Origin of the sequence: Ideonella sp., assembly GCF_041287625.1 — a bacterium.
In the GTDB taxonomy this organism is placed as follows: Bacteria; Pseudomonadota; Gammaproteobacteria; order Burkholderiales; family Burkholderiaceae_C; genus Ideonella.
On record NZ_JBGGNH010000021.1, the window covers coordinates 76,470 to 100,918 of the forward strand.

Below are 24,449 nucleotides of genomic sequence, written 5' to 3' on the forward strand. Positions count from 1 at the left end.
TGAGGGTTCCTTCGGCGCTGGAGGATGGTCATAATCTCGGCCGTGGTGGGTCCAAGCAGGCTCGAGGAAATCACGATGAACGCAGTTCGCGATCTGCACGACCTGTGCCGAGAGATGACGCCGAGCATTGCCGATGGCGTCTTCGTCTTTTGCACCTTCAGTGACTTCCGACTCCCGCAGGGCATCGATCCCATCTGCACATTCCGGGAGGCTGAGGGGCTCACCGCCATCATCGACAAATCGCAGGCGGAGGCAGCCAGCGTTCGCTACACCTTCCCCTGTCGCCTCATCACCCTCACCGTCCACTCGTCGCTCGATGCGGTGGGTTTTCTCGCCTGTATCACGGATCGACTTGCGCACGCGGGCATCGCCTGCAATGCCGTAGCAGCCTTCCACCACGACCACCTCTTCGTGCCGGAGGCGCGCGCTGCGGAAACGATGGAAGTTCTTCGCCAGCTCTCCGCGAACGCCAACCTCTCCTGATTTCGATTGAGGCTCGATTGGGGCTCACCACCGCACGCTTGGCTGTCGTTTAGCAGAGTTGACGCTGCCACAAATTTACGGAAATCGGCCCTGATGCATTGACAGGCACTGCAGCTGCTTTCTAGGCTGCGCTCCCGGTAGCTCTCGAAACGTCCAGGCCGTGATCGGGCCGTCGGACGAAGAGGTACCGGATTCATTGGGAGCGCCGCCATGAGCACGTCGCAGTCACGAGCCAAGAAGCATTCGACCGACAGCCCTGCTTTCGATCGCCATCGTAATGGGCGTCGAACGCCTGCGGGACGACAGCGATTTGCATCCGATCCGTCTGTCCGCCCAGCGGTCGCATCGTTCACCCGCGATTTACGTCATGTCCGTGCATCGTGGACCTCCAAGTACGGCTGGCTCGAACTCGTCGTGGGCGCTGATCCCGCCGGCCTGCAAGTCCAACTGAGCACCTGGCTGCACACCGGCACGGCATTGGAGGAGTGCTTCGTCATTCACAGCTTGGCCGAGTTCGAACAGTGGCTCGTCAACGCGCCAACCAAATTCGATCACCCGGTCGCGCATGACGAACTGCGGAGGTTTGCGCATGGCAACCTCGCTCGATGACGCCGACCGGCGCGGCGAAGCTCCGCCTTCCGCTTCTCCCACTGCGGCATTCGAGCTTTGCGAGTTGGCCGCCTCGCTGGACTTCGCCGACCTGGCGAGCGTCATCTCTGCGCTGGAGCTGGCCGCACAGACGGGCGGTGCAAGCGCAGCACTGTTCGTCTGGGCGATTTCAGACGGCGAACATGGCTGGTACCGATCCGTCGCAGCCCTGGACCCGGACTGGACCGCAAGCGCGCTGAGGCAGCTGCACAGCGGTCCACACAACTGGTTGGCCCATGCTGCGCGAACGAGCGAACCCCTGCTCGTTCAGCAGTCCCTTGATGAGCGAGAGGCGGACGACCAAGACGCCGACCACAGCACGCTTGCGAGGGCGGTCTGGCTGATTCCTGCGCCGCTTCCGCAAGATTCTGACGCGCTCGGCCTCCTGATGCTGGCGGGCGAGGATGCGCATTGCCTCGACGCCATCAGCCGCCTCATGCCGATCTACCGTGCACTGGCTTTGGGGTTGACGGACTGGTTCCAGCGTCGCGGACGCGATGAACTCATTCAACGCGCTCATCTGACGGACCGTGACCTCGAACTGCTGCGTCGCGAGTCGCTTGGGCAGGGTTCAAAGCAAATTGCATCAGCCTTGAACACGGAGCCAAAGACCATCGACTGCCGTTTTCATCGGCTCAACGTGCGGCTTGGAGTGGCCAGTCGCCGCGATGCGGTCTGGTTGTGCAGGCGATATGGGTTGCTCTGAGACAAGCCCGTAGCCGGCGCGCAAGAAATTCGCGCATTTGAAGCAGTCGCTCTCACGGATTCTGCGAATAGAGTGAACTCAATGCAAGGCGCCGGGCTTCCCGAGGCTGCCTCGCAGCCTCTGAAGGAGCCGCGACATGACCATTGCAATGGCCGCCAGCCTTTCCTCGCCGTCGAGCTTCCCGTTGCGCCAACGCTGGACCGCCTCGGTGCTGGCGACCGTCGCAGCCATCACCGGTGCCTTCGTCGCAGGTCCGGCCCATGCGGTCGACGGCTGCCTCGTGCTGCTCTGCTTCGCCGCGCCCAGCTGGCACTCGATCCCGCAGTGCGTACCACCCATCAAGCAGGTCTTGCATGACTTGGCCTTCGGCAAGCCGTTCCCGACCTGCAGCATGGCCGGTGGGGGGAATTCAGCCAACAACGCCTGGGCCAGCGCGCCGAGCTACTGCCCGCCGCAGTACACGCGGGTCTTCGAGAGCGACATCGGCCCTGTCTACACCTGCGACTACACCGGCGCTGTCTCGGTCTCGATCAACGGAGAGTCCTTCACCCGTACCTGGTGGTCAATGAGCGGCGACACGGTGACCGAGTTCAGCCCGACCGCGAAAGCACAGCTCGGCACCTGGGATCCGCGGTTCGACGACGATTACGCCGCCTGGCTCGCCTCGTTGCCGCCGCCGCCAGTCGAACCGGGCAACTGAGTCCAAATCATGGATGCGTCCGCCTTCTTCGCGCTGGCACTGGCCTGTGCACCGCAGGTGCATCCTGCCACCGCGCAGGCCCTGGTCAGCGTCGAGAGCGCCTTCAACCCCTGGGCGATCGGCGTGGTCGGCGGGGCTCTGGTGCACCAGCCGCGGCACCGCGCAGAAGCCCTGGCCACAGCTCGGGCCCTGCGAGCTGCTGGCTGGAACTTCAGCGTCGGTCTCGGCCAGATCAACATCGGCAACTTCGAGCGCCTGGGCCTGACGGTCGAGTCGGCCTTCGAGCCCTGCACCAACCTGACCGCCATGCAGACCGTGCTGGCCGAATGCTTCAACCGCACACGCACACCGGCCACAGCAACGGTGGTCAACCAGGCAGCCTTGCGACAGGCCTTGTCCTGCTACTACAGCGGCAATTTCGTCACCGGCTTTCACCACGGCTACGTGCGCAGGGTCGTGACAGCCGCGGTCACCGCCTCACGTCCCGCTTCAACCACCCAACCCAAGGAGAAGACATGAAACCCCTCGCATTGAGCCGCCGCGCTGCACCGGTGCTGGCCGCCCTGCTGTCGCAAACAGCCTCGCAGCTGGCCTTGGCCGACGGCTTCGACAAGATCAACACCACAGTGATGAACGTCAACGCGATCCTGGTGACGATCTCGATCGCGGTGGTGACCATTGCCATCATCTGGGCCGGCTTCAAGATGATCTTTCAGGGGGCCCGCCTGGCCGACGTGTCCAACGTGCTGATCGGCGGCACCTTCGTCGGCGGCGCGGCGGCCTTCGCCAGCTACATCGTCAGCTGAGCGACGACGGGCCAGACCATGCAAGTCGAAGCCATCTACAAGGGCGCCACGCGCCCGGCCATGAAGCTGGGCATCCCGCTGGTGCCACTGGTGGTGCTGTTTGGCACGGGAATGCTGCTGGTCATCTGGGGCGGCATCCTGGTGAGCTGGTGGATTGCCCTCGGGGTGGTGGCTGCCTTCGTGCCTGCGCTGCTGTGGATGCGCCTTGTGACCGCCAAGGACGACCAGCGCTTTCGGCAAATGTTTGTTGCCATGAAGCTGCGCCTTCATGACCGCAACCGCCGCTTGTGGCACGCGCGCAGCTACGCGCCCACCCTCTACCGGAGCAATCGCGATGCTTGGCATGTCTAGAGGCAACGCCTCCAACGCGCGGCCGGGCCGCGATGCTCGCGTGGCTTCGCGGCCCCGATACTGGGCGCAGGCCCGGACTGAGAACCCACTGGCCCGCTTCATCCCGTTTTCGTCGCTGCTCAGCCCGCACGACGTCATCACACGGGGTGGTGACTACCTCCGCGTGTGGCGCCTGGACGGCGTGGCCTTTGAGTGCGCCGATGAGCACCAGATCAGCGAGCGGCACGAGGCCTTGTGCAGCCTGCTGCGCAACCTGGCCGGCGGCCAGTGGGCGCTGTGGACGCACCGCCTGCACCGGGTCGCCAGCGACAGTCTGCAAGACCCGGCGCAGCCCGGCTTCGCCAGAGACCTGTCCATCGCCTATCAGGCCAAGCTCGGCGAGCAGCGGATGATGAGCAACGAGCTCTACCTGACGCTGGTGTACCGGCCCAATGTGTCGCGCGTGAGCCGCGCCCTGCAGTCGACGCAGCGCACGCGTGCCGCCATCGCCGAAGCGCAAAGCGAGGCAATGCGGATCATGGAGGAGCGCAGCGCATTGGTGGGCCGGGTGCTGCGTGGCTTTGGCCCTCAGTTGCTCGGCAAGCGCGAGCACCGCGGCCGGACCTACTCCGAACTGGCCGAATTCCTCGGCTACCTGGTCAACGGCCGCTGGCGGCCCATTCCGATGACGGCGGGGCCGCTCTACCGTTTGCTGCCAACGGCCCGGCTGTCTTTCGGCGGGGACAAGCTCGAACTGCGGCACGGCCATCAGCGGCGCTATGCCGCCTTGGTGGACATCAAGGAGTACGCCGACGCGGTTGAGCCAGGCATCCTCAACGCGCTGCTCTACGAGGCCAGCGAGTTCATCGAGACGCAAAGCTTCTCCATCCTGCCGCGCCGGGAGGCGATGCGCTCGCTCGAACTGCAGCGCGACCAGCTCATCGCCAGTGATGACGTGGTGGCCAGCCAGGTGGCCGAGATGGACGTGGCGCTGAACGAACTCGGCGACGGCCAGTTCTGCATGGGCGAGTACCACTACAGCCTGGTCGTGTTCGGGGAGAGCGTGGCGGATGCCGGCCGCCGGGCTTCGCAAGCCATCGGCGCAATCGGTGAAGCCTCCAGCCTGCAGATGTCGCCAGTGGACCTGGTGGCCGACGCCGCCTGGTTCGCCCAGATGCCAGGCAACTGGCAGTGGCGGCCCCGGGATGCGAAGCTGTCCTCGCGCGCCTTTGCGGCACTCGCCAGTGCCCACAACTTCGCCCGCGGCAAGCGCGAGGGCAATCCCTGGGGCGAGGCGCTGGCCCTGCTGCGCACGCCCTCAGGTCAACCGTTTTACCTGAACCTGCACAGCAGCCCCGAAGGCGAGGACTCGGCAGACAAGAAGCTGCCCGGCAACACGCTGATCATCGGCTCGACCGGTGTGGGCAAGACGACGCTGGAGATGTTCCTTCTGACGCTCACGCGCAAATGGCACCCCGCGCCGAGGCTCGTGCTGTTCGACCTGGACCGTGGCTGCGAGATCGCGATCCGGGCCCTGGGTGGCCGCTACTTCACGCTCGAAGCGGGCAAGCCCACGGGTTGCAATCCATTGCAGCGCGAGCCGACACCGGCGCGCATCCAGTTCTGGGAACAGTTGATCCGCACCTGCATCGGCACGCCGAGCATGCCGCTGCTGCCGGCCGACGAGCGGGCCATCGCCGATGCCGTCAAGGCCGTGGCAATGATGCCGGCGCCGCTGCGCCGCTTCTCGACCGTGCGCCAGAACTTGCCGAAGGCGGGCGAGAACAGTCTGTTCGAGCGGCTCGGCCGCTGGTGCCAAGGAGGCGCGCTCGGGTGGGTGTTCGACCTGGCCGACGATCAGCTGCTCGACCTCGACGCCGCATCAGTCATCGGCTTCGACACCACTGAGTTCCTCGACCTGCCCGAAGTTCGCACGCCGGTGATGATGTACCTGCTGCAGGTGATGGAAGAGCTCGTCAACGGTGAACGGTTGATCTACGTCATCTCCGAGTTCTGGAAGGCGCTCGACCACGAGATTTTCAGCGACTTCGCCAAGCAAAAGCAGAAGACGATCCGCAAGCAGAACGGCCTGGGCATCTTCGACACACAGAGTCCGTCCGACGTGCTGCGCCACCCCATCGGCCGCACGATGATCGAGCAGAGCGTGACAAAAATTTTCCTCGCCAATCCGGAAGCGGTGCGCGAGGAATACGTCGACGGCTTCGGGCTGACGCAGGCCGAGTTCGACATCGTGCGCAGCCTCGGCGCACAAGGCGGCCGGCGCTTCCTCGTCAAGCAGGGCCATGCCAGTGCGATCTGCGAGTTGGACCTCGCGGGGCTGGAGGATTTCATCACTGTGCTGTCGGCCACCACCGACAACGTGGCCCTGCTCGATGCGGTGCGCGAACGACACGGCAACGATCCGTTTCAATGGCTTCCCGTCCTGCTCGCCGAGGTTCAGGATCGCAAGTTTCGAACCTCCAGGAGAGCCGCATGAACGCTGTTCGTCATCTCGCTGCAGTGATCGCGATCGCACTTGCCGCCACCACTGCCGGCGCCCAGTTCGTGAAGGGCAACGAGGCTGTCAAGGTGATGCCTGATGGGAGTAAGCGCGTTGAAACCGCCCCCCTTCCGTCAACTGGTCCGATCCGAAGCACGAAGCGCTGCGACGCAGACGCGGGATGCAACGCAGGACCCTGGCACATGGTCGAGACCAACGATGGACTTGTGGAGTGCACCGAGGCCTATGCCCGGCCGGGCACCTGCCGCAAGTCCACGTACGGAACGACGAGGCACTCCCGCCTTTGGGTGGTCAAGTCCGGCAACAACTGGCTTCAATGCCAATTTCCTGACTTGGGTAGCAAGTGCGTGAACATGTTTGCGCGGCCACCCGCCAACCTTCCGTTTGACGCCGTTCAGTAGGAGATCAATGCCATGTTTGCCTGGGTCGGTGCCAAGTTCGACGCTATCCTCAGCACCTACGTGCTCAGCGTGGTCTCGACCCTCATGACTGCCATCGCACCGGTCGCGCTGACAGCGATGACGTTATGGGTGGCCTTGTACGGCTGGGCCGTACTGCGAAACGAGGTCTCCGAGACCTTGCCCACCTTCATGTGGAAGGTCTTCAAGATCGGCTTGGTCCTGGCCTTCGCGCTCCAGTCCGGCTTTTACATCTCGAACGTGTCGGACAGCGCCAATGCCTTGGCAATGGGGGTTGCATCGACCTTCGTTCCGTCCGGCGTCGATCCGGCGACTGTCTCCACGCCCTATGCACTGCTCGACAAGTTCAACGACGACGCCAGCGCTCAGGTAGCAGACATCATGAAAGAGGCCGGTATGTTCCGCCTGGACCTGGTTCTGGCCGCCGCGATCTTTTCCATCGGCTCGGTCTGCTTCCTCTGCATTGGGCTCTTCGTGGTGACGTTGGCCAAGCTGTTCCTGACGTTCGTGATTGCGGTCGGGCCTCTGTTCATTCTCTGCCTTGCTTGGCGGCCCACCACACGATTCTTCGACAGCTGGTTGTCGATGGTCCTCAACTCTGTGGTGCTCACCTGGTTCGCCTTCTTTGCCCTCGGCCTGAGCACGTACATGGGAGCTGCCATGTTCAAGGCGATCATTGACGGCGGGGGATTCCTGGGAGCCACGTTCAACGTCCTGGGCGAGGCCACGCGCTACTGCGTGCTGATGGTCCTCATGGCCATTATCTGCTTCCAGGCGCCCAGCCTCGCCTCCGCACTGACAGGCGGGGCAGCAGTCCAGCAGGGCATGCAGATGATCCAGAACGCCCTGATGGTCTCGGGCCTGCGCTCCGCGTCGTCTGCAAGGGGTGAAGGTGGCGCGGGTGCTGCCGGCGGTGTCGTTCGCGCAGGCGCCGGCCTGCCCTTTGCGGCTGGCCAGGCCGCCGGCGCCGCTGCCGCTGCCACTGGTCGCGCTGCGGGAGCCATGGCCGGCGGGGCCGGCGCATTGGCACGCCAGGGTTACGGCGCGGTGCGAGTCGCTGCCTACAAGCTCGCCGCATTGCGCGGTCGGGCGTGATCGCCAACCGGAACAGGAGCCTCACCATGCCCACTTGTCTCAAAGTCGCTGCCGCCGCCTGCGTCGCTGCGAGCGTCTTCGGCGCCAACAATGCCCGAGCGCAGGGCATCCCGGTCTTCGATGCCGCCAACCTGACCCAGACCGTCCAGCAGGTCCTCAACGACATCACTGCAATAGACAACCAGGTGCAACAGATCACCCAGTTGCAGGGCCAGCTCAACAGCATCAACGGCATCCGCAACCTCGGCAACGTCTTCAATAACCCGATGCTGCAGAACTACGTGCCGGCCGAGGCCTATACCTACATCAACGCCATCAACTCGTCGGGATACGCCGGCCTGAGCGCCACCTCCAAGGCGCTGCGCGACGAGGGCATGGTCTACAACTGCATGGACCTGAGCGGCGACGCCCGCACCAGCTGCCAGGCGTCGCTGGCCCAGCCGTATCAGTACAAGGGCATGCTGCAGGATGCGATGAAGTCGGCCGCAGGGCGCTTGTCTCAGATCCAGTCGCTGATGGGCCAGATCAACGCCACCACGGATCAGAAGGCCGTGCAGGAGATCCAGGCCCGCGTCGGCGCCGAAGACGCACTCCTTGCCCACGAGATGTCTCAACTGCAGATGCTGCAAGGCATGGCCGACAGCGAGGAGCGCATCGCACGGTCGCGAGAGCGCGAACGCCAGTACCAGATGCTCGTCCGAACCGGGAAGGTGTCCGACTACCTGCCCTGATGCCTGATCCCTGAACCACTGCGTCCTGCCCCCAAGGCCCGCACGCAGTCCAACTGAGGTCCCACCATGAGTGCCGTCCTGACGCCAGGAATCGCCGCTGCATTGCCTGATCGCCCCCTCAGCACAGCACACGACGGTGCCGAGGCCACCGCGGAGCAGGCTGTGATCGACGCCAATCGGGCGTGGGAGCTCGACCGGGCGGTGATGCTCGAACGCTCCGAGCGACGGGCCTGGTGGGTGGCCATCGCCGGCCTCACGCTGGGCTTCATCGGCATCGCAGCCGTCTTCGTCCAGGGCCCACTCCGCCGTGTGGTCGAGATCCCCATCGTCGTCGACCGGGTCACCGGCGAAGCCACGATCCAGCAGCGGCTGGACGTCGAGACCATCCCGCCGATGGAGGCGCTCGACAAGCACAACCTCGCCACGTTCGTGCGCGCCAGGGAGGGCTACAGCTGGACCTTCCTGCAGCGCGACTTCGACCAAGTGGCCCGAATGGCGGTGCCAGCCGTGTTCGCCGACTACAACCGTCAGTTCGAGGGCGACGGTGCCCTGCAGAAGCGGATTGGCCCTGCTGAGGATTGGCGCATCAACGTCATCGGCGTGCGCCTGACCGCCTCCGCTCGAAGCGGCAGCAAAGGCCAGGCGACCGTCACCTACGACAAGGTCGTGCGCCTGACGGAGCGCAAGCTGCCTGAGGTCACCACGCGGCACGTGGCCAGCGTCAACTTCCAATACCAGCCCAGGGTGCTGGCCAAGGAGCGCGACCGAATCGAGAACCCGTTTGGCTTCGTCGTCACCGCGTATCGGTCCGATCCGGAGATCAACACGACCGCAGCGGAGATCAAGCCATGAAAGCCTGCACCTGGCTGACAGTGATCACTGGACTGGCCATGTGCGGCCCGGCCCTGGCCGCCCCGGAGCCCGCAGATCCTCGCCTCCGCGAAGTGATCTACGACCCGCACGCGGTGGTGACAGTCCCCGTCAAGCGTGGCGTCGTCACCCTGGTCGTTCTCGACGCCAACGAGTCGATTACCGAAGTAGCGGCGGGCCTCGGCGGCGACTGTGCAAAGGCCGAAGCCGCATGGTGCGTTGCTGCGCAAGCCGGCGGCCGGAACATCTTCGTCAAGGCCAAGAGTTCGGCCAGCGCGGCGAACAACCTGGCCGTTGTCACCGACCGCAGAACGCATGCCTTCCGCTTTGTCGTGCTGGCCGATGGCGACCCCAAGCCGCCGGTGTACCGGCTGGTGGTCAGGGCGCCGGTCCAGGTGATGCCTGTTGCTCGGCTCACGCAGCGCGAGACGGTGCCCCTGATCGCACTGCCAGCCGTGCCGCCGCCATTGCCCCCTGAACAAGTCGTCGCCGAACGGCTGCAGGCCAAGCCGCAGGTGATGAACACCCGATATTCGGTTGCCGAAGGCGACGGCTCGCAGGACATCGTGCCGACGCTGGTCTTCGACGATGGCCGTTTCACCTACCTGCGCTTTCCAGGCAATCGCGAGGTCCCGGCCGTGTTCCATGTCCTGGGCGATGGCAGCGAGACGCTGGTCAACGCACGCATGGAAGACGACCTGCTCGTGCTGGACCGCGTCAGCCGGCGGCTGATGCTGCGCGCGGGCGCGGCTGTCGTCGGCCTCTGGAACGAGGCCTTCGACCTGGATGGCAGACCGCCAGCTGATGGCACCACCGTGCCAGGCGTGCAGCGCGTGCTCAAGGACGACACCGGTGGCCACGCCGCTGCGGCCACCAGCACGCACAGAGGAGTGACGCCATGAAGCGCGACGCCAACCCGAGCGACAACGGCGATCCTGAACTCGGCGCCGATGCCAGTGCGGATGCCGAAGCTGACGGCCACACGATCTCACCACTGCCCGGCGAGGCCGGCATTCCCAACGTCGCCGCCAGGCCGCGCGTGTCGATGTCGAAGAAGGGCTTGCTGGCCGTCGCGCTGCTGATGGGTTCGCTGGTCGCCGTCGCCGCCTTGACGATCCAGCGCCTGTCGGCCAGTGGCAGGAAGGCCGACGACGCAGCGGCAATGCTGGTGAAGAACAAGCCAACGGCGGCCACGGCCGAGCCGCGCAAGCTCGAGATGCCTGCCGCACCCGCAGCGAGCGCGTTGGCGGCCACGGCGCCGCGCATCCCGGCCCTGACCCCGACGGCCGAAGAACTCGCCGAGCCCATCGGCGTCCGGCGGACAGGATCCGGTGACGCCGCGTCAGGCGGTCCGAAGATGGCGTCGCCGCAGGACGCCCCTGTCCTGCTGGTCACCTCCCGCCCGGGCGCACTCAACCGAAAGGCGGATACAGCCGCGCCCCCTGCTCAAGACGGCGCGACTTCGCCCGATGCTGCTGGCCCGATCGATCCAATGGCCGCAACCTCGCGCAACTTGCAGGGCTACCAGCGCCAGCTCCAGGGCCTGCTCGACAACATGACCAAGTCCGCAGCACTGGCCACAGGCCAGGCGACCGGCCAGACGCCGTCGGGAGCCCTTCTCGGCGGGCCGCCGATGGCCGGCACGGCCCCCGTTGGTGGCCCCTCTGCCGGCGCTGGGCTGTTCGGCGGCCAGCTGCAAGCCTCCGCCACGCCCAAGGTGGCCGCCTCGATGCTCGGCAAGCGAAGCCTCACGCTGCCCAAGGGCACCGCCTTCACCTGTGCGCTCAAGACCAAGGTGATCAGCGCCGCATCCGGCCTGGTCGGCTGCCAGGTGCAGCGCAACGTCTTCAGCGACGACGGGCGCGTGCTGTTGATCGAACGTGGCTCGCACATGGATGGCGAATACCGCGTCGCAGCCGTGAAACCCGGCACTGTGCGCATTCCTGTGCTGTGGACCCGCATCCGCACGCCGTTGGGCGTCACGGTCGACATCGACTCCCCCGGCACGGGTCAGCTGGGCGAGTCCGGCATTGACGGCTACGTCGACAACCGATGGGGCGAGCGCATCGGCGCGGCCATGCTGCTGTCCTTGATCGACGACTCGGTCAAGCTGCTCATCCAAAACCAGGCCAACGAAGGTGACAGCGGCGGCCAAGCCAACACCGTCGTGCTGCCGTCCACGACGGCCAACACCAACAAGCTGGCCGAGAAGGTGCTCGACAGCACCATCAACATCCCGCCGCTGATCTACCAGAATCAAGGCGGCATCGTTGGCATCTACGTCGCTCGGGACGTGGACTTCTCGTCGGTGTACGCGCTGAGGCCCACCGCCAGCGAGCTGGCACGCGAGGTGGCGCCATGAACCCGCACACCTGTGAGCACGAAACCCTGGGCGAAGGCTGGTGCGGTGACGCGACCTCGGTGGTCGAGTTCCTGCGCCCGTTGCGCGATCAGCTCGATGCACCCGGCGTGCTGGAGGTCTGCATCAACCGGCCGGGCGAGCTGCTGGTCGAGACGGTGCGTGGTTGGCAAACGGTGCCTGCGCCGGAGATGACGCAGGAGCGCTGCCTGTCGCTGGCCACAGCCGTGGCCACCTTCTGCGACCAGCAGGTCAACCAGGAGCGGCCGCTGCTGTCGGCCACGCTGCCCAGCGGCGAACGCATCCAGTTTGTGATCCCGCCTGCGGTGCCGCGCGGCACGGTGTCGGTCACGGTGCGCAAGCCGTCGCAACTGATCAAGCGGCTGGACGACTTCGAGCGCGAAGGCCTGTTCGAGCGCACAGCCACAGTGGCGCGCACGGCGAACGCCGAACTGCAGCCTTTCGAGCGCGAACTGGTGGCACTGAAGGACGCCGGCCGCTGCGCCGAATTCCTGCGGCTGGCGGTGCGTACCCACCAGACGATCGTCGTCAGCGGCAAGACCGGCTCGGGCAAGACCACCTTCATGAAGGGCCTGGTCGAGGAAGTACCCAGGCATGAGCGGCTGATCACGATCCAGGACACCGCCGAGCTGACGCTGCCCAACCACCCGAACGTGGTGCACCTCTTCTACAGCAAGGACGCACAGGGAACGGCCCGCGTGACGGCCAAGTCGCTGCTGGAGGCCTGCCTGCGCATGAAGCCGGACCGCATCTTCCTGGCCGAGGTACGCGGCGACGAGTGCTTCCACTTCGTGCGCCTCGCAGCCTCTGGCCACCCAGGCAGCATCACCAGCGTGCATGCCGGCAGCTGCGCGCTGGCCTTTGAGCAGATGTCACTGATGATCCGCGAGACCGGCGCTGGCGGCGGACTGCGCTTGAATGAGATCAAGTGGCTGCTGAACGTCGTGGTCGACGTGGTCGTGCAGTTCGATCGCGACGAGCGCGGCCGCTTCATCTCCGAGATCCTCTATGAGCCCCGCGGCCAGCGGCTCAGCCGAGGGGATGCACAGGTGGCACCAGCATGAGCAGCGTCACTGCCTTGCCGTTTTCTGCATGGCCGAAGGGACGCAAGGTCGCTGCCTGCGGCTTTGCAGTCATGGGCTACGTCGTGTTGGCCTGTGCGGCGTTCTACGTGGCAGGGGCCCTGTTCCTGGTGCTGAACAAGGCCAACCCGCGTCAGGCGCACTTCGCCAGCGTCGTGCACTACTGGGCCCTGTACGCGGACGATGCTCAGCTCCGAAAGAAGCTGCAGCTCTCAATCGGCACCTCGGGGTTCGGCCTGCTGATCCTGCTGCCTGCGGGCTTGGTCGCCGCAGCACGGCCGCGCCGCGCGCTGCATGGCGACGCCCGCTTCGCCTGCCCCTCCGAGGTGGACCGCGCTGGATTGACCCGCAGCGACAGCGACGGTCAGCCCGGCATCCTCATCGGCCGGCACCGCGGCAAATTCCTATCGCTGCCCGGCCAGCTGTCGGTGATGTTGTCCGCCCCCACCCGCAGCGGCAAGGGCGTGGGTGTCGTGATCCCCAACCTGCTGAACTGGCCCGACTCGGTCGTGGTGCTCGACATCAAGGGCGAGAACTACGACATCACAGCGGGCTACCGCGCCACGCATGGCCAAGCCGTCTATGCCTTCTCACCCTTCGACGAAGACGCGCGCAGCCACCGCTGGAACCCGCTGACCGCCGTGCGCTCCAGCCTGCTACACCGTGTGGGCGACCTGCTCACCATTGGGCAGGTCTTCTTTCCCAACGATGGCGGCGGCACTTCATCGGAAGCCTTCTTCAACGATCAGGCACGCAACCTGTTCCTGGGCCTGGGCCTTGTGCTGCTCGAAACGCCAGACCTGCCACGCACCATCGGCGAGATGCTGCGCCAATCCTCGGGCAAGGGCCGCTCGCTTAAAGAGCACCTGAGCGGCCTGATCAGCCGGCGCCGAGAAGAAGGCAATCCGTTCTCCGACGAGTGTGCGGACGCCCTGCAGCGCCTGTTGTCAAACTCCGAGAACACGCTGTCCAGCGTGGTGGCCACCTTCAACGCGCCGCTGACCATCTTTGCGGATGCCGTGGTGGATGCGGCCACGAGCGCCGACGACTTCCGGCTCCAGGACGTGCGCCGTCGTCGCATGTCGGTCTATGTGCGCATCCCGCCGAACCGGCTGGCCAACGCCCGGCCGCTGCTCAACCTGTTTTTCTCGCAGCTCGTCAACCTGAACACGCAGCACCTGCCCGAGCAGGACCCGACGCTGACAGTGCAGTGCCTTCTGGTCAATGACGAGTTCACGGCCATGGGCCGCGTGGGCGCCATCACCAACGCCGCCGCCTTCCTTGCCGGCTACAACTTGCGGCTGCTGACCGTGGTGCAGGCCATGTCCCAGCTGGACGCCGTCTATGGCGACAAGGAAGCCCGCACCTTCGCCACCAACCACGGCTTGCAGATCCTCTTCGCGCCGCGCGAGCAGCGCGACGCCGACGAATACAGCGCCATGCTGGGCCAGTTCACCGAGCGCGCCACCTCACGCGGGCGCAGCCGGTCCATCGGCGGCCATGGGCACAGCAGCGTGAGCCGCAACGAAAGCGAGCAGCGCCGAGCCTTGTTGCTGCCACAAGAATTCAAGGAGCTGGGCAGCGAACGGCTGGTGGTGATCTTCGAGAACTGCAAGCCCATCCTCGCCGAGAAGATCCGCTACCACCGCGACAAGGCCTTCACCTCACGCCTGCTGTCCCCGCCGGCCGTGCCGCGCATGAACATGGACCTGCACGTCGCACGCGTGCAAGAGCGTTGGCGCTACGCCGACGATGAACTGGCGTCCGGTGAGAGCCTGGACGTCGAGCAACTCGTCTGCGACATGAGCCGTTTGCCTGAGCTGCCCGACGGGCAGCCAGGCGAAGTGGCCGAGGCCGTGCTGGACTTCGTCGTCGGCCCCAGGGCGGGCCAGGCCGCAAGCGGTGGCTTGATCGAGGCCGCTGCAGACGAAGACGGCGTGCTCATCAACGATCCATGCATCTTCGAGCGAGCAGACATCACTTGAACCGGGAGCACCGTCATGCGAACAAGCATCACCCTCACGCCCTTCGTTCCCTGGCTGCTGCTGTTGGCCTCCTGCAGTTCGCCGCCGCAGCCGCCGACGGTGGACGAATCGCAGAGGCGGCCGGTCAACGCGAAGACAGCCGTCGAGCTGCAGGTCTGCAAGAACGAGCTGCAGAACACGCGCCTGGCAGCCGCGGAGTCCCGGCGCCTGACGGAAACGACTGCCGCCACGCTGGCAAACATGGCGGCGCGTCAGCAGATCCTTGCCGCCATGCAGGCGCCGTCGGGTCAGCAGCGCCAGGCAAACACCCTCTTCACCGTTCGATTCGAGTTCGGCAGCACGCGCGTTGCCATTCCGGCCGATGTCACGTCAGCCCTGGTCGAGGAGGCCAAGGCATCGCCACTGGTGCTGCTGCGCGGGCGCACCGACGGCACCAGCGATGCGCCAGCCGAGAGCCGCATCGCCAGGGACAGGGCCGCCGCAGTCCGCGACTACCTGGTTGCGGCAGGCGTGGAGCCCGGGCGCATTCGTACCACCTACCAGCCGACAGGTGACCCTGTGGCCGACAACGCCAGCGCCGGTGGCCGTGCTCTGAATCGCCGCGTCGAGATCGAGCTGTACCGCGCACTGCCGGTCGCACTGAGTGCGACCGCTGTCGTCCAGCCCTGATCCCTCACACAGCCCACCATTGCGAGGTCGCCATGGATGCAGACAACTCATCAGACAGCCAAAGCACGCCGGGCCAGGGCGGCACTGTCGAACCTGCCAGCCGCGCGTCCGCGGCCATCTCCCGCTCCCAGGCGTCGAACAGCAAGCCTGCGGAGCGCTTCGAACTGCGCGACCCCTTCGCGGAGGTCACCTACCGGGCCAACAGTCTCCCGGAGATGGTGGCCAAGGCCGATCAACTGGGCATCACCCGGTTCGTCGCGGTGGCTGAGGACGGCAAGCGAACGGCGATCCAGAAAGTCGATGGTGGGTGGCGGCGCGGTCAGCAACACCCGGCGCAGCCCGAGCGCCCCCTGGACCCCTTGCCGGCGCGAGATGAGGTGCCCGGCGCTGCAAACGTGGCCCCCATGCCCGGCGCCGCCAGGGTCCAACCGAAACCTGAGCAGGGCACCGTCAAGACGACCGCAAGGATGGAAGGCCAAGCCGAACGCGCTGTGCTCGTCGCCCGCCTCGAAGCCGCGCTGATGGAGCGCTACGTCATCAAGCGCGCCCCGGTGAGCGTCGGCGAGGTGTCCATCGGCCGCACCGAATACCGCTTCCGCGGCGACAGCTCCCGCGTGGCGTTCACCGAATCACCGTTCCGGCTGGCCACGGACACCAACAGCCCGTCGGTCGCGCGCTCGATGGTCGATGTGGCCGAGGCCCGCAACTGGAAGGCGCTGCGCGTCTCGGGCAACGAAGACTTCAAGCGACTGGTCTGGCTGGAAGCGTCGGTGCGTGGCGTGAAGACCCTGGGCTACGACCCGACCCCGGGCGACCTGGAGGTGCTCAAGCGCGAGCGCGAGGCGCGCCTGGTCAATCGCATCGAGCCCGCCCGAGAGGCCAGCAGCGGCGCCGCAGCGGCCTCCGCCGAGAAGCCCTCCGCAAGGGGCAGTGGCGGCCGCAAGGCCGTACTGGCTGCCGTCGAAGCGGTGCTGGTCGCCAAGAATGTGCCTGAGAAGCAGCGTGCAGCCGTGATGGCGGCTGCGACCGAAAAGCTGGCTCAACGCACTCGCAACGGGGAGGCACCCAAGGTCAAGGTCTATGACAAGGCTGCGCCTTCGCAGCGCACGGTTGTCTTGCCAACACCCGAACAGCAGCGCTCACGCGAGCGCGCCGCACCGGCACCTGCTCGGTGAGGCCACGCCAGTGAAAACTTCCGCCGGAGACATGGAGGCGCCGACTGCGGCCTACGAGGTCGGCGGGCGACGGTTTGAAATCGGATCACCCGGCCTTGTGGCGGCCATCGCCGACGCGTACGAAGCACGCCTGCGACCTCGCTGCATGTGCTTGGCAGAAGGCGTTGAGATGTATGTGGCCCGGCTTGCCAATGGCCACATCGTCAAGCGCATGCCAGGCACGGGCAGCCACCATTCGCCCGACTGCCCGTCCTACGATCCCGCAGCGGAGTTCTCCGGGTTGAACCAAGCGCTGGGCTCTGCGATCACCGAAGACCTGAGCACCGGCAGCATCACACTGAAGCTCGACTTCTCGTTGTCCAAGCTCGGCAGCCGTCCTACTGCCTCTGCGCCATGCCGCCTTAACGGCGGCTCGGTGAGCGGCGGCGCCAGGCTGTCGATGCGGGACCTGCTGCACTACCTGTGGAATCAGGCAGAGCTCACGCACTGGCATCCTGGCTTTGAAGGCAAGCGGTCGTGGGCTACCGTTCGGCGCCATCTCCTGCGGGCGGCAGAAGGGAAATTTGCAGGTCATGCTGAGCTGTACAGCCGGCTCTATGTGCCGGAGGTGTTTTGTGTCGCGGAGCGAGACGCAATCAACGCGCGCCGCATTGGTCGGTGGGCCCGAACTTCGTTCGCGCCGGGAAATGCACAGCAGCTGATGCTGCTCATCGCGGAGCTCAAGGAGATCGTGCCAACGCGCTTCGGCGCCAAAGCCACGGTCAAGCATGTGCCGGATCAGGCCTTTACGCTGGACGAGCCGCTGTACCGCCGCCTGTGCCAACGCTTCGAGCCAGAGCTTTCAATGTGGGGCGCGGCGCCGGACCTGCACATGGTGATCATCGCGACCTTCGGGGTCAGCCTCCTCGGCGTGCCCGCAATCTCGGCGCTGTCACTGATGCCGGTGGATAGACGTTGGCTCCCGCTTCGAGCCGGCCCTAAGTGGTCTCAGCCCATCCAGCTGATCAGTGACAGCAACAGGTGTGCTGGCTCACTCCATGAGCTCGGCGTCCCGGAAACTCCAAATGCTGGATATCCATACAGCCATACCTGCAATTGATGGACTCCATAGCGTCCAACCCAACGCTCTTGCACAATTGAACGGTACAGACTGGTGGAAGTCTCCAGTTCGCGTCCGTCACCTAGCTAGAATGGCTTTTCAATGAAGAACACCACCACAGTTTTGACGTCGATGACGCCTCATTTCTCCGGGCATGAGACCTTCCCACTCCGTCAGATGTGGCTGAAAAAGGCATTCGACAAATCGATCGGGGGGAGAGTCGCTAAGACCACGTTCTCCGACGAGAAAGCTATCGCCGAATTCGGTGTAGGCAAAAACATGGTGGGATCGATTCGCCATTGGGCTCTAGCCTGCGACGTCTTGCGAGACGACGGCGGCGAGGCCTACACGGTGTCCGATTGGGCAATAAAGGCGCTCGACGACGACGGATGGGATCCCTATGCCGAACACTCAACGACGGCTTGGCATGCTCATTGGCAGGTGGCGGGAAGAGGAAACCGAGCGACGACTTGGTATTGGCTCTTCAATCATGTCACGGCATCTTCATTCTCTCGAGAGGAGCTTGAACCTGCGCTGATGGACTATGCACTCGGTCTCGAGGCCAAGCGCAAGCTGTCGCCCGCAACCCTGTCGCGCGACCTTGAGACTTGCCTGCGCGGCTACGCGCCTCGCGTAGCCGGGGCGTCGCCCGAAGAATACGCGGAGCCGATGCTCGGCGAGCTCGGCTTGCTGCATGAAGAGCGCAAGGGACAGTACGCGTTCCGACGTGGCCCCAAGCCAACCTTGAACGATGCCATGTTTGCCTTCGCTCTTCTCGACTATTGGGGCCGCTGCGCTCCCGACCTGAGCTCACTTTCCTTCGAGGCAATCGCGTATGGTGAGGGTTCTCCCGGCCGCGTCTTCAAGCTCGACGAGGACTCGGTAGCGGAACGTCTCTTTGGCCTAGGCGACCTGACCCGCCGAGCACTCAACTGGACTGATACCGCGGGCTTGCGGCAAGTTCATCGCAACAGCGCCGACAGCATAAATCTGAGCGCAATGATGATCGAACGAGCATATGACTGACGAACGCGACCCCAAGCTTTCGGAACTGGTGTGCATTGCGCGCCACTATCAACGGTCTATCCGTATCGATTCCGACTTAGGCACACCCGAGGCTTTGGATGGCTACATCTGCCATGCAACCGCACGAGCCGCTCTAAGCGCCATGTCGAGGCAGATGTGTGAGAACAAGCAGTGCGCTTTCACATGGACGGGGCCGTTCGGCGGAGGGAAGTCTTCATTGGCCCTTGCTTTCGCAAGCGCGCTGTCGCCTAACAAGACCTCGCGCTCGAAGGCCCGCCGGCTACTCGATTTGCCTGAACTACCCTCTTTCGATAAGGCGTTCCCGGTTCGGCGCGGCTGGACGACGCTAGCCGTCGTCGGAAAGCGCACCAGCGTCGTCGCCGAGTTGGGCAGGGCATTGCGGCGAGCGCAAGGCCAAAACTCGGAGCCGCGCAAGATTAGCCCATCGTCGGTGATCGCGGATATTGAGAGAGCTGCCGGGTCGCGTGACTCCGACGGCGTATTGATCGTGATCGATGAAATGGGCAAGTTCTTGGAGGCTTCTGCGCTTGGCTCCGGCGACGATGTCTATTTCTTCCAAGAACTTGCCGAAGCCGCGGGTCGCTCGGAAGGCAAAATCGTCGTTGTAGGCATCCTGCATCAGTCGTTCGGCCAATACGCGGCACGGCTGGGAATTGACACCAGGGACGACTGGTCCAAGATTCAAGGCCGCTTCTCGGACATCCCACTCGTTGCTGCGAGTGATGAGGTGGTCGAACTGATTGGCCGCGCCATCGAATCGAAGAAGCGCCCCCCATGGATGCTTGAAGCCTCGAACGCCGTGGCCTCCTCGATCAAGTCGCGCCGGCCCGCGGTAGGCGAAGACTTCGGCTTGCGCCTCAATGCTTGCTGGCCCCTGCATCCCGCGATGGCAGCATTGCTGGGGCCGATTTCAAAACGGCAATTCGGACAAAACGAGCGCAGCGTATTCGGGTTCCTTGCGTCGGTCGAGCCTTACGGATTTCGCGCCTATCTGCAAGAGACTCCGCTCTCCCAAGCGCGCTGGTATCGACCCGATGACTATTGGGACTACCTGCGGTCGAACCTCGAGCCCGCGATCCTCGCATCCCCCGACGGCCACCGTTGGGCGCAGGCCGTCGAGGCCGTCGAGCGCGCGGAGGCCAAGGCCACCGACCCTCTCGACATCGCCCTGATCAAGAACGTCGCCGTCATCGACCTCTTCCGGAACGGCTCCGGACTCGCCGCCGACTTGGGCACGCTGAGCGCGATCTTCTACACTCGCCCGAGCAAAGAGATCGAGGGCGCGCTGGAACGCCTGGCGGCCATGCGCGTTGCCTTGTTCAAGAAGCACATCGGCGCGTGGTCGGTGTTCGAGGGCAGCGACTTCGACATCGATCGAGCGGTGTGGCAATCCCGCTCGACGCTTCCCGGCGTGGACTTCGACGTCCTCACGAGCATGGCGAGCCTCTACCCCGTGATCGCGAAGCGTCACTATCACGAGACGGGAACCATGCGCTGGATGGACATGGTTCTCTGCCGCCTGGACGAAGCCGCTCGCATCGCAGCGAAGTTCAAGCCTCGCAAGGGCGAGTTCGGCCTGTTCCTGCTGGCGCTGCCCGGCAAGGGGGCGAGCGCCAAGACCTTCACGCGCATTTGCCAAGAGGCCGGACGCATGGCGCCTTGGCCGGTGATCGTCGCGGTGCCGCGCAACCACGCGAAGATCGAGGATCTCGGAGCGGAGTTGCTGTCGTTGCAGCACGTGCAGTCGCGCCACGAGCTCGATGGCGATTCGGTGGCCCGCCGCGAGGTCGTCGCTCGGCTGTCCTCCGTGCGCGCGAACCTCGAAGAGCAACTGCGCGCCGCGGTGGGTGACGCGCGGTGGCATATCGGCGAGCGCTCGTTCGATCCCGGAGCTCGGCTCACGCCGCTGGCTTCCGAGCTCGCCGACGAGGTCTACGCGAGCGCCCCCGAGGTGTGGAGCGAGCTCATCAATCGGGAGAATCCGTCGAGCAACAGCGTCAAGGCTCGGCGCGACCTCATGCACCGCATGCTGACGCATGAAAACTCGGAGCACCTCGACATCGACGGCTACCCGGCCGACAGAGGCCTCTACGAAACGCTGCTGCGCGCCCCGGGCTTGCATCGCAAGGGAGCCGACGGCTCGCTCGGCTTCCATGCGCCGGACGAAGGCAACGCGCAGGCGTTCCTGCCCTTGTGGGAAGCCACCAGGCGCATGTTCGTGGACTCGGCCTCGCGCGTGAGCGTCGCGGACATCCACGCCCTGTGGGCAATGCCGCCCTACGGCGTCCGCGACGGCGTGAAGCCGGTCTTCCTGACCGCCTTCCTTCTCGCTCACAAGTCGAACGTCGCGGTCTACAAGGACGGCTTCTTCATCCCGAAGCTGAGCGACGCCGACATCGACGAATACCTCCAAGACGCGAGCCGCTTCTCGCTGCGCTGGATTCAGATCGACGCGGCCAAGTCGAGCATCCTCGCCGGCATCGCCGACATCCTCGCGGAGGTTGGCGCCGCGTCCGAGGCGCGCGACCCGCTCGAAGCCGCGCGCGGGCTCGTCGCGTTGGTCTTCGGGCTTCCCGCTTGGAGCCAGCGCACGCTGAGCCTGAGCGTGGAGGCGCGCGCCGTGCGCGACACGCTGCTCAAAGCGAGCGATCCGCACAAGGTGCTCTTCGTCGACCTAGCCGCCCTTTTGGAGGCGTCGCCGCACGGCTCCTACGTCGAGGCCTTGCGCGCCCCGATCAAGGAACTGGCCGGTGCCTACGACGCCCTGCTGCAACGCATCCAAGGCTCCATGCTCGAATCGCTCGACGCGCCTCCCGACAGGCTCGACCGCCTCCGCGCGCGCGCCGAGGCAGTGGCCGGCGTCACCGGACACCTGCGCCAAGACGCTTTCGCCGCGCGCCTCGCCGGCCATGACGGAAGCAAGGCGAGCATCGAGGGGATTTTGAGCCTGGCTGCGAACAAGCCACCGCGCGACTGGATCGATCGCGACATCGACGTCGCGCTGCTCGACATCGCGCAAGCCGCGGCTCGCTTCCGGCAGTCCGAGGCGTTCGTCTCCGTGCGAGGCCGCAAGCCCACCAGCGAGGCCTTCGCGGTCGTCATCGGGGCCGGCGCGCAGACGCGCACCATGACTCGCGAATTTTCGATATCCGACCGCCACCGCGAGCACGTCGACGCGATGGCCAACGACCTGGCGGATCGCCTAAAGGCGGAAGGCCTGGACACGGACGTCCTCTTGGCTGTGCTGGCGCGCGCCGGCATGCGACTGACCGCGGACGAACGAATCGAAGGGGAGAAGGCGTATGGCTGAAAAGCACGTGCTCGGCATCTCGGGAGGCAAGGACAGCGCCGCCCTGGCCGTCTTCATGCGCCAAACCCATCCGGAGCTGGCCATCGAATACTTCTTCACCGACACCGGCGAAGAGCTCCCCGAGGTCTATGAATTTTTAGGCCGCCTCGAAGGCTTCCTCGGCAAGCCGATCCTCCGGCTCAATCCCCGCCGCGACTTCGATTTCTGGCTGCGGGAATACAACCACTACCTGCCGTCTGCGCAAACCCGCTGGTGCACGCGCAAGCTCAAACTCGCGCCATTCGAGCAATGGGTGCGTCCCATGCTCGCGGCGGGGGACAAAGTCGTGAGCTACGTCGCCATCCGGTCCGACGAGGAATACCGCGAGGGCTACACGTCCAAACACGACAACTTGTCGGTGAGGCTGCCCTTCCGCGAGGCTGGCATCGACAAGCGCGTCGTGATGGACATCCTGGAATCGTCAGGCGTCGGCATCCCGAAGTATTACGAATGGCGATCGCGTAGCGGCTGCACGTTCTGCTTCTTCCAACAGAAGATCGAATGGGTTCGCCTCAAGGAGCGTCATCCGGACAAGTTCGAGGAAGCCAAGGAGTTGGAGAAGAACGCCTTGGAGCACGGATCGCCATTCACGTGGTCGCATGCGGAGCCATTGACCGAGTTGGAAAAGCCCGCGCGCGTAATCCAAATCGTCGCCGACCACGAGTTGCGCAAAAAGCGCGACCTAGCCAGCCGCCCGATCAACCCACTGCGCCCCGTCAGCACGCTCGAAGACATCGACGAGATCTACGGAGAGGACGAGGGTGGTGGCGCATGCGTGGTCTGCCACAAATGAACCGCTTGAGCGACGGGCTTCCCGCCGAGATTCTCGAAGACTCGACGCTCGCCTTCTACGAGGCGCATGCGCACGAATATTCACGCCGCACTTTGGACGCCGATCTCACCGACGTTCAGCAGCGTTTCGCACGGCGTCTGAGCCCGGGAGCGCGTATCTTGGATCTCGGGTGCGGCCCGGGTCGAGACCTTCGGGCGTTTTCACGCCTTGGCTTCATGCCCATAGGCCTCGACGCCTCGCCGTCTCTGGTTCGCATAGCGCGGGAAGTCTCCGGCTCTCCTGTCAGCGTCGGCCGCATTGAGGAGATCGAATTCGATCATGAGTTCGACGGGATCTGGGCCTGTGCTTCGCTCTTGCACGTCGCAAGGCCCGCTCTCTCGGAAACGCTGGCGCGGATCCGCTCCGCGCTGCGGCCAGGCGGGACATTTTTCGCATCTGTGCAAGAAGGCGCGGGCGATTCGCGCGCTCCCGATGGGCGCTCTTTCACCTATTTCGAAGAGCGCGCGTTCCGCATGGCTCTGGGCCGGAGCGGGTTCAAAGAGACTGACGTCTGGAGAACCGCCGACTCGCTACGAGAGGGTCGGCAACTCAGCTGGCTCAATTTCCTCTCAGCGTGAGCCGGCGCTCGCCGCAATGGCGGGCTCTCCTCTGGACCGCCATCCCGCCAATTCCGCGTTGAGCTTGCGGAAGCCCTCGTCCACCAATCCTTGAATCTCCGTAGGGAACACTGCGTCGTCGTTGACGTAGCGGGCAGCGTTCGGCGCAGGCTGCCTCGCCCGCTTGTGAACCTCCTTGAGCGTCACATAGTGCGCGAGATACTTCCCCAGCACTTCGATGAGCTTGTCCTGATCTTGACGGACATAGCCGGCGCGCTCCTGTATTAGCAGAGCGATGCGATCGGCAACCTCAGCCACGGCGTCAAAGATCGGTTCAACTCCCAGGCCCTGACCGTAGACCCGCTCCAAGTGCTTGACCGTTCGGAAATGCGTCCATTCGCCATCGATCAACACCTCGAACACCTTGTTGTCGAAATCGCCAGCGGGGCGATCCGCCAAGCGAAATTGGGCGACCGGCGCGTTCTTGATAACCAGCGCATTCATTTGGCGATACAAGACGTTGGACTGGCCCAGCAGCGCGCGGAGCGGGCCGTAGAGCTCACACAGCTGCTTCAGCTGCCACTGCGCAAACGAGTTGGAGATCTCTTTTCTCGCTTGATCCGCCGTCTGCCGACGCTGATGCCACATCAGAAGCGATTGCGCAAGCAACGCCATAAGCCCGCTGACTATCACGGTGCCGACAGCGAACCATGATGTGCGCTCAGCGGCAACCTTAGATTTCTCGCCGGCCTCTTGAACGGCTTTCTGGAGCGCCTGCATTCGGGAAATCATGGCAGGCTCCGCGGACGGGGTCGCCAATGGGGCAGACGCAGGGGTCGGCGCCACCTGAGCGGTCTGAGATGCCGATGGCGCTGAACCGTTCGCGGTCGACGACGCTGGTTGAGCCATAGCCGCCCCAAGCGCGCATAGCAACAGCACGACAGAAATTGCAGACCTCATCTGTC

General features: G+C 65.0%; 24 protein-coding genes. 23 read left to right on the forward strand and 1 reads right to left on the reverse strand.

Annotated features, from left to right (window positions below; translation table 11 throughout):
* Nucleotides 1–75: 75 nt before the first annotated feature.
* The 23 genes from ACAH41_RS08495 (at nucleotide 76) to ACAH41_RS08605 (ending at nucleotide 23,505) form a co-directional block, all read left to right on the forward strand.
* Nucleotides 76–483, forward strand: a complete 408-nt coding sequence (locus tag ACAH41_RS08495; protein ID WP_325655927.1) for an ACT domain-containing protein — start codon at nucleotides 76–78, stop codon at nucleotides 481–483.
* A 210-nt stretch (nucleotides 484–693) separates the two neighbouring features.
* Nucleotides 694–1,092: a hypothetical protein gene (locus tag ACAH41_RS08500; RefSeq protein WP_325655928.1), complete on the forward strand. Its 399-nt coding sequence runs from the start codon at nucleotides 694–696 to the stop codon at nucleotides 1,090–1,092.
* Nucleotides 1,073–1,837 carry a LuxR C-terminal-related transcriptional regulator gene (locus ACAH41_RS08505; RefSeq protein ID WP_325655929.1) on the forward strand — a complete coding sequence of 255 codons (765 nt, stop codon included), beginning with the start codon at nucleotides 1,073–1,075 and terminating at the stop codon, nucleotides 1,835–1,837. Before ACAH41_RS08500 ends, ACAH41_RS08505 begins: the two co-directional genes overlap by 20 nt.
* A gap of 136 nt (nucleotides 1,838–1,973) precedes the next feature.
* Nucleotides 1,974–2,537, forward strand: a complete 564-nt coding sequence (locus tag ACAH41_RS08510) for a hypothetical protein (RefSeq protein ID WP_325655930.1) — start codon at nucleotides 1,974–1,976, stop codon at nucleotides 2,535–2,537.
* Nucleotides 2,538–2,546: 9 nt separating this feature from the next.
* Nucleotides 2,547–3,056, forward strand: coding sequence for a lytic transglycosylase domain-containing protein (locus ACAH41_RS08515; protein ID WP_325655931.1), 510 nt, complete (start codon nucleotides 2,547–2,549; stop codon nucleotides 3,054–3,056).
* A complete protein-coding gene (locus ACAH41_RS08520) occupies nucleotides 3,053–3,343 on the forward strand; it encodes a TrbC/VirB2 family protein (RefSeq protein ID WP_141283985.1) in 291 nt (96 codons plus the stop codon). Before ACAH41_RS08515 ends, ACAH41_RS08520 begins: the two co-directional genes overlap by 4 nt.
* Before the next feature lie 18 nt (nucleotides 3,344–3,361).
* Nucleotides 3,362–3,694, forward strand: a complete 333-nt coding sequence (locus ACAH41_RS08525) for a VirB3 family type IV secretion system protein (protein ID WP_325655932.1) — start codon at nucleotides 3,362–3,364, stop codon at nucleotides 3,692–3,694.
* The gene (locus tag ACAH41_RS08530) at nucleotides 3,678–6,170 is read left to right on the forward strand and encodes a VirB4 family type IV secretion/conjugal transfer ATPase (RefSeq protein WP_370538254.1); all 2,493 of its coding nucleotides are present in this window, start codon (nucleotides 3,678–3,680) and stop codon (nucleotides 6,168–6,170) included. Before ACAH41_RS08525 ends, ACAH41_RS08530 begins: the two co-directional genes overlap by 17 nt.
* Nucleotides 6,167–6,595, forward strand: a complete 429-nt coding sequence (locus tag ACAH41_RS08535) for a hypothetical protein (protein WP_325655934.1) — start codon at nucleotides 6,167–6,169, stop codon at nucleotides 6,593–6,595. Before ACAH41_RS08530 ends, ACAH41_RS08535 begins: the two co-directional genes overlap by 4 nt.
* A gap of 12 nt (nucleotides 6,596–6,607) precedes the next feature.
* Entirely contained in the window at nucleotides 6,608–7,708 is a 1,101-nt protein-coding gene (locus tag ACAH41_RS08540; RefSeq protein ID WP_325655935.1) for a type IV secretion system protein, read from the forward strand.
* A gap of 26 nt (nucleotides 7,709–7,734) precedes the next feature.
* Complete coding sequence (locus ACAH41_RS08545) at nucleotides 7,735–8,439, forward strand: type IV secretion system protein (RefSeq protein ID WP_325655937.1); 705 nt, start codon at nucleotides 7,735–7,737, stop codon at nucleotides 8,437–8,439.
* Nucleotides 8,440–8,505: 66 nt separating this feature from the next.
* Nucleotides 8,506–9,291, forward strand: coding sequence for a type IV secretion system protein (locus ACAH41_RS08550; protein WP_325655939.1), 786 nt, complete (start codon nucleotides 8,506–8,508; stop codon nucleotides 9,289–9,291).
* On the forward strand, nucleotides 9,288–10,211 hold the full coding sequence (locus ACAH41_RS08555; RefSeq protein WP_325655941.1) for a TrbG/VirB9 family P-type conjugative transfer protein: 924 nt from the start codon (nucleotides 9,288–9,290) through the stop codon (nucleotides 10,209–10,211). The genes ACAH41_RS08550 and ACAH41_RS08555 overlap by 4 nt, the downstream gene beginning before the upstream one ends.
* A complete protein-coding gene (gene virB10 / locus ACAH41_RS08560; protein WP_325655943.1) occupies nucleotides 10,208–11,671 on the forward strand; it encodes a type IV secretion system protein VirB10 in 1,464 nt (487 codons plus the stop codon). Before ACAH41_RS08555 ends, virB10 begins: the two co-directional genes overlap by 4 nt.
* Nucleotides 11,668–12,753 (forward strand): P-type DNA transfer ATPase VirB11, encoded by a 1,086-nt coding sequence (gene virB11 / locus ACAH41_RS08565; RefSeq protein ID WP_325655945.1) that lies wholly within the window; start codon nucleotides 11,668–11,670, stop codon nucleotides 12,751–12,753. The genes virB10 and virB11 overlap by 4 nt, the downstream gene beginning before the upstream one ends.
* On the forward strand, nucleotides 12,750–14,756 hold the full coding sequence (locus ACAH41_RS08570) for a type IV secretory system conjugative DNA transfer family protein (protein ID WP_325655947.1): 2,007 nt from the start codon (nucleotides 12,750–12,752) through the stop codon (nucleotides 14,754–14,756). Before virB11 ends, ACAH41_RS08570 begins: the two co-directional genes overlap by 4 nt.
* Before the next feature lie 15 nt (nucleotides 14,757–14,771).
* Nucleotides 14,772–15,425 (forward strand): OmpA family protein, encoded by a 654-nt coding sequence (locus tag ACAH41_RS08575; protein WP_370538255.1) that lies wholly within the window; start codon nucleotides 14,772–14,774, stop codon nucleotides 15,423–15,425.
* Nucleotides 15,426–15,457: 32 nt separating this feature from the next.
* Complete coding sequence (locus tag ACAH41_RS08580) at nucleotides 15,458–16,600, forward strand: LPD7 domain-containing protein (RefSeq protein ID WP_325655952.1); 1,143 nt, start codon at nucleotides 15,458–15,460, stop codon at nucleotides 16,598–16,600.
* Nucleotides 16,601–16,610: 10 nt separating this feature from the next.
* A complete protein-coding gene (locus ACAH41_RS08585; RefSeq protein ID WP_325655954.1) occupies nucleotides 16,611–17,699 on the forward strand; it encodes a DUF1173 family protein in 1,089 nt (362 codons plus the stop codon).
* 102 nt (nucleotides 17,700–17,801) lie between these two features.
* Nucleotides 17,802–18,725 (forward strand): DUF4007 family protein, encoded by a 924-nt coding sequence (locus tag ACAH41_RS08590; protein ID WP_325655956.1) that lies wholly within the window; start codon nucleotides 17,802–17,804, stop codon nucleotides 18,723–18,725.
* Nucleotides 18,718–22,056, forward strand: coding sequence for an ATP-binding protein (locus ACAH41_RS08595; protein ID WP_325655958.1), 3,339 nt, complete (start codon nucleotides 18,718–18,720; stop codon nucleotides 22,054–22,056). Before ACAH41_RS08590 ends, ACAH41_RS08595 begins: the two co-directional genes overlap by 8 nt.
* Nucleotides 22,049–22,888 (forward strand): phosphoadenosine phosphosulfate reductase family protein, encoded by an 840-nt coding sequence (locus ACAH41_RS08600; RefSeq protein WP_325655960.1) that lies wholly within the window; start codon nucleotides 22,049–22,051, stop codon nucleotides 22,886–22,888. The genes ACAH41_RS08595 and ACAH41_RS08600 overlap by 8 nt, the downstream gene beginning before the upstream one ends.
* A complete protein-coding gene (locus ACAH41_RS08605; RefSeq protein WP_325655962.1) occupies nucleotides 22,885–23,505 on the forward strand; it encodes a class I SAM-dependent methyltransferase in 621 nt (206 codons plus the stop codon). The genes ACAH41_RS08600 and ACAH41_RS08605 overlap by 4 nt, the downstream gene beginning before the upstream one ends.
* Here the strand turns inward: ACAH41_RS08605 and ACAH41_RS08610 are convergent.
* On the reverse strand, nucleotides 23,497–24,276 hold the full coding sequence (locus ACAH41_RS08610; RefSeq protein WP_325655965.1) for a hypothetical protein: 780 nt from the start codon (nucleotides 24,274–24,276) through the stop codon (nucleotides 23,497–23,499). The genes ACAH41_RS08605 and ACAH41_RS08610 overlap by 9 nt on opposite strands.
* Nucleotides 24,277–24,449 lie beyond the last annotated feature (173 nt).

Excerpts from the sequence above, each read along its gene's own strand:
- ACAH41_RS08500 (WP_325655928.1), top strand. The coding sequence starts at position 694 with ATGAGCACGTCGCAGTCACGAGCCAAGAAGCATTCGACCGACAGCCCT.
- ACAH41_RS08530 (WP_370538254.1), top strand. The coding sequence starts at position 3,678 with ATGCTTGGCATGTCTAGAGGCAACGCCTCCAACGCGCGGCCGGGCCGC.
- ACAH41_RS08525 (WP_325655932.1), top strand. The coding sequence starts at position 3,362 with ATGCAAGTCGAAGCCATCTACAAGGGCGCCACGCGCCCGGCCATGAAG.
- ACAH41_RS08495 (WP_325655927.1), top strand. The coding sequence starts at position 76 with ATGAACGCAGTTCGCGATCTGCACGACCTGTGCCGAGAGATGACGCCG.
- virB10 (WP_325655943.1), top strand. The coding sequence starts at position 10,208 with ATGAAGCGCGACGCCAACCCGAGCGACAACGGCGATCCTGAACTCGGC.
- ACAH41_RS08510 (WP_325655930.1), top strand. The coding sequence starts at position 1,974 with ATGACCATTGCAATGGCCGCCAGCCTTTCCTCGCCGTCGAGCTTCCCG.
- ACAH41_RS08605 (WP_325655962.1), top strand. The coding sequence starts at position 22,885 with ATGAACCGCTTGAGCGACGGGCTTCCCGCCGAGATTCTCGAAGACTCG.
- virB11 (WP_325655945.1), top strand. The coding sequence starts at position 11,668 with ATGAACCCGCACACCTGTGAGCACGAAACCCTGGGCGAAGGCTGGTGC.
- ACAH41_RS08580 (WP_325655952.1), top strand. The coding sequence starts at position 15,458 with ATGGATGCAGACAACTCATCAGACAGCCAAAGCACGCCGGGCCAGGGC.
- ACAH41_RS08545 (WP_325655937.1), top strand. The coding sequence starts at position 7,735 with ATGCCCACTTGTCTCAAAGTCGCTGCCGCCGCCTGCGTCGCTGCGAGC.
- ACAH41_RS08610 (WP_325655965.1), bottom strand. The coding sequence starts at position 24,276 with ATGATTTCCCGAATGCAGGCGCTCCAGAAAGCCGTTCAAGAGGCCGGC.
- ACAH41_RS08570 (WP_325655947.1), top strand. The coding sequence starts at position 12,750 with ATGAGCAGCGTCACTGCCTTGCCGTTTTCTGCATGGCCGAAGGGACGC.
- ACAH41_RS08535 (WP_325655934.1), top strand. The coding sequence starts at position 6,167 with ATGAACGCTGTTCGTCATCTCGCTGCAGTGATCGCGATCGCACTTGCC.
- ACAH41_RS08600 (WP_325655960.1), top strand. The coding sequence starts at position 22,049 with ATGGCTGAAAAGCACGTGCTCGGCATCTCGGGAGGCAAGGACAGCGCC.
- ACAH41_RS08550 (WP_325655939.1), top strand. The coding sequence starts at position 8,506 with ATGAGTGCCGTCCTGACGCCAGGAATCGCCGCTGCATTGCCTGATCGC.
- ACAH41_RS08595 (WP_325655958.1), top strand. The coding sequence starts at position 18,718 with ATGACTGACGAACGCGACCCCAAGCTTTCGGAACTGGTGTGCATTGCG.
- ACAH41_RS08590 (WP_325655956.1), top strand. The coding sequence starts at position 17,802 with ATGAAGAACACCACCACAGTTTTGACGTCGATGACGCCTCATTTCTCC.
- ACAH41_RS08575 (WP_370538255.1), top strand. The coding sequence starts at position 14,772 with ATGCGAACAAGCATCACCCTCACGCCCTTCGTTCCCTGGCTGCTGCTG.
- ACAH41_RS08555 (WP_325655941.1), top strand. The coding sequence starts at position 9,288 with ATGAAAGCCTGCACCTGGCTGACAGTGATCACTGGACTGGCCATGTGC.
- ACAH41_RS08540 (WP_325655935.1), top strand. The coding sequence starts at position 6,608 with ATGTTTGCCTGGGTCGGTGCCAAGTTCGACGCTATCCTCAGCACCTAC.
- ACAH41_RS08520 (WP_141283985.1), top strand. The coding sequence starts at position 3,053 with ATGAAACCCCTCGCATTGAGCCGCCGCGCTGCACCGGTGCTGGCCGCC.
- ACAH41_RS08515 (WP_325655931.1), top strand. The coding sequence starts at position 2,547 with ATGGATGCGTCCGCCTTCTTCGCGCTGGCACTGGCCTGTGCACCGCAG.
- ACAH41_RS08505 (WP_325655929.1), top strand. The coding sequence starts at position 1,073 with ATGGCAACCTCGCTCGATGACGCCGACCGGCGCGGCGAAGCTCCGCCT.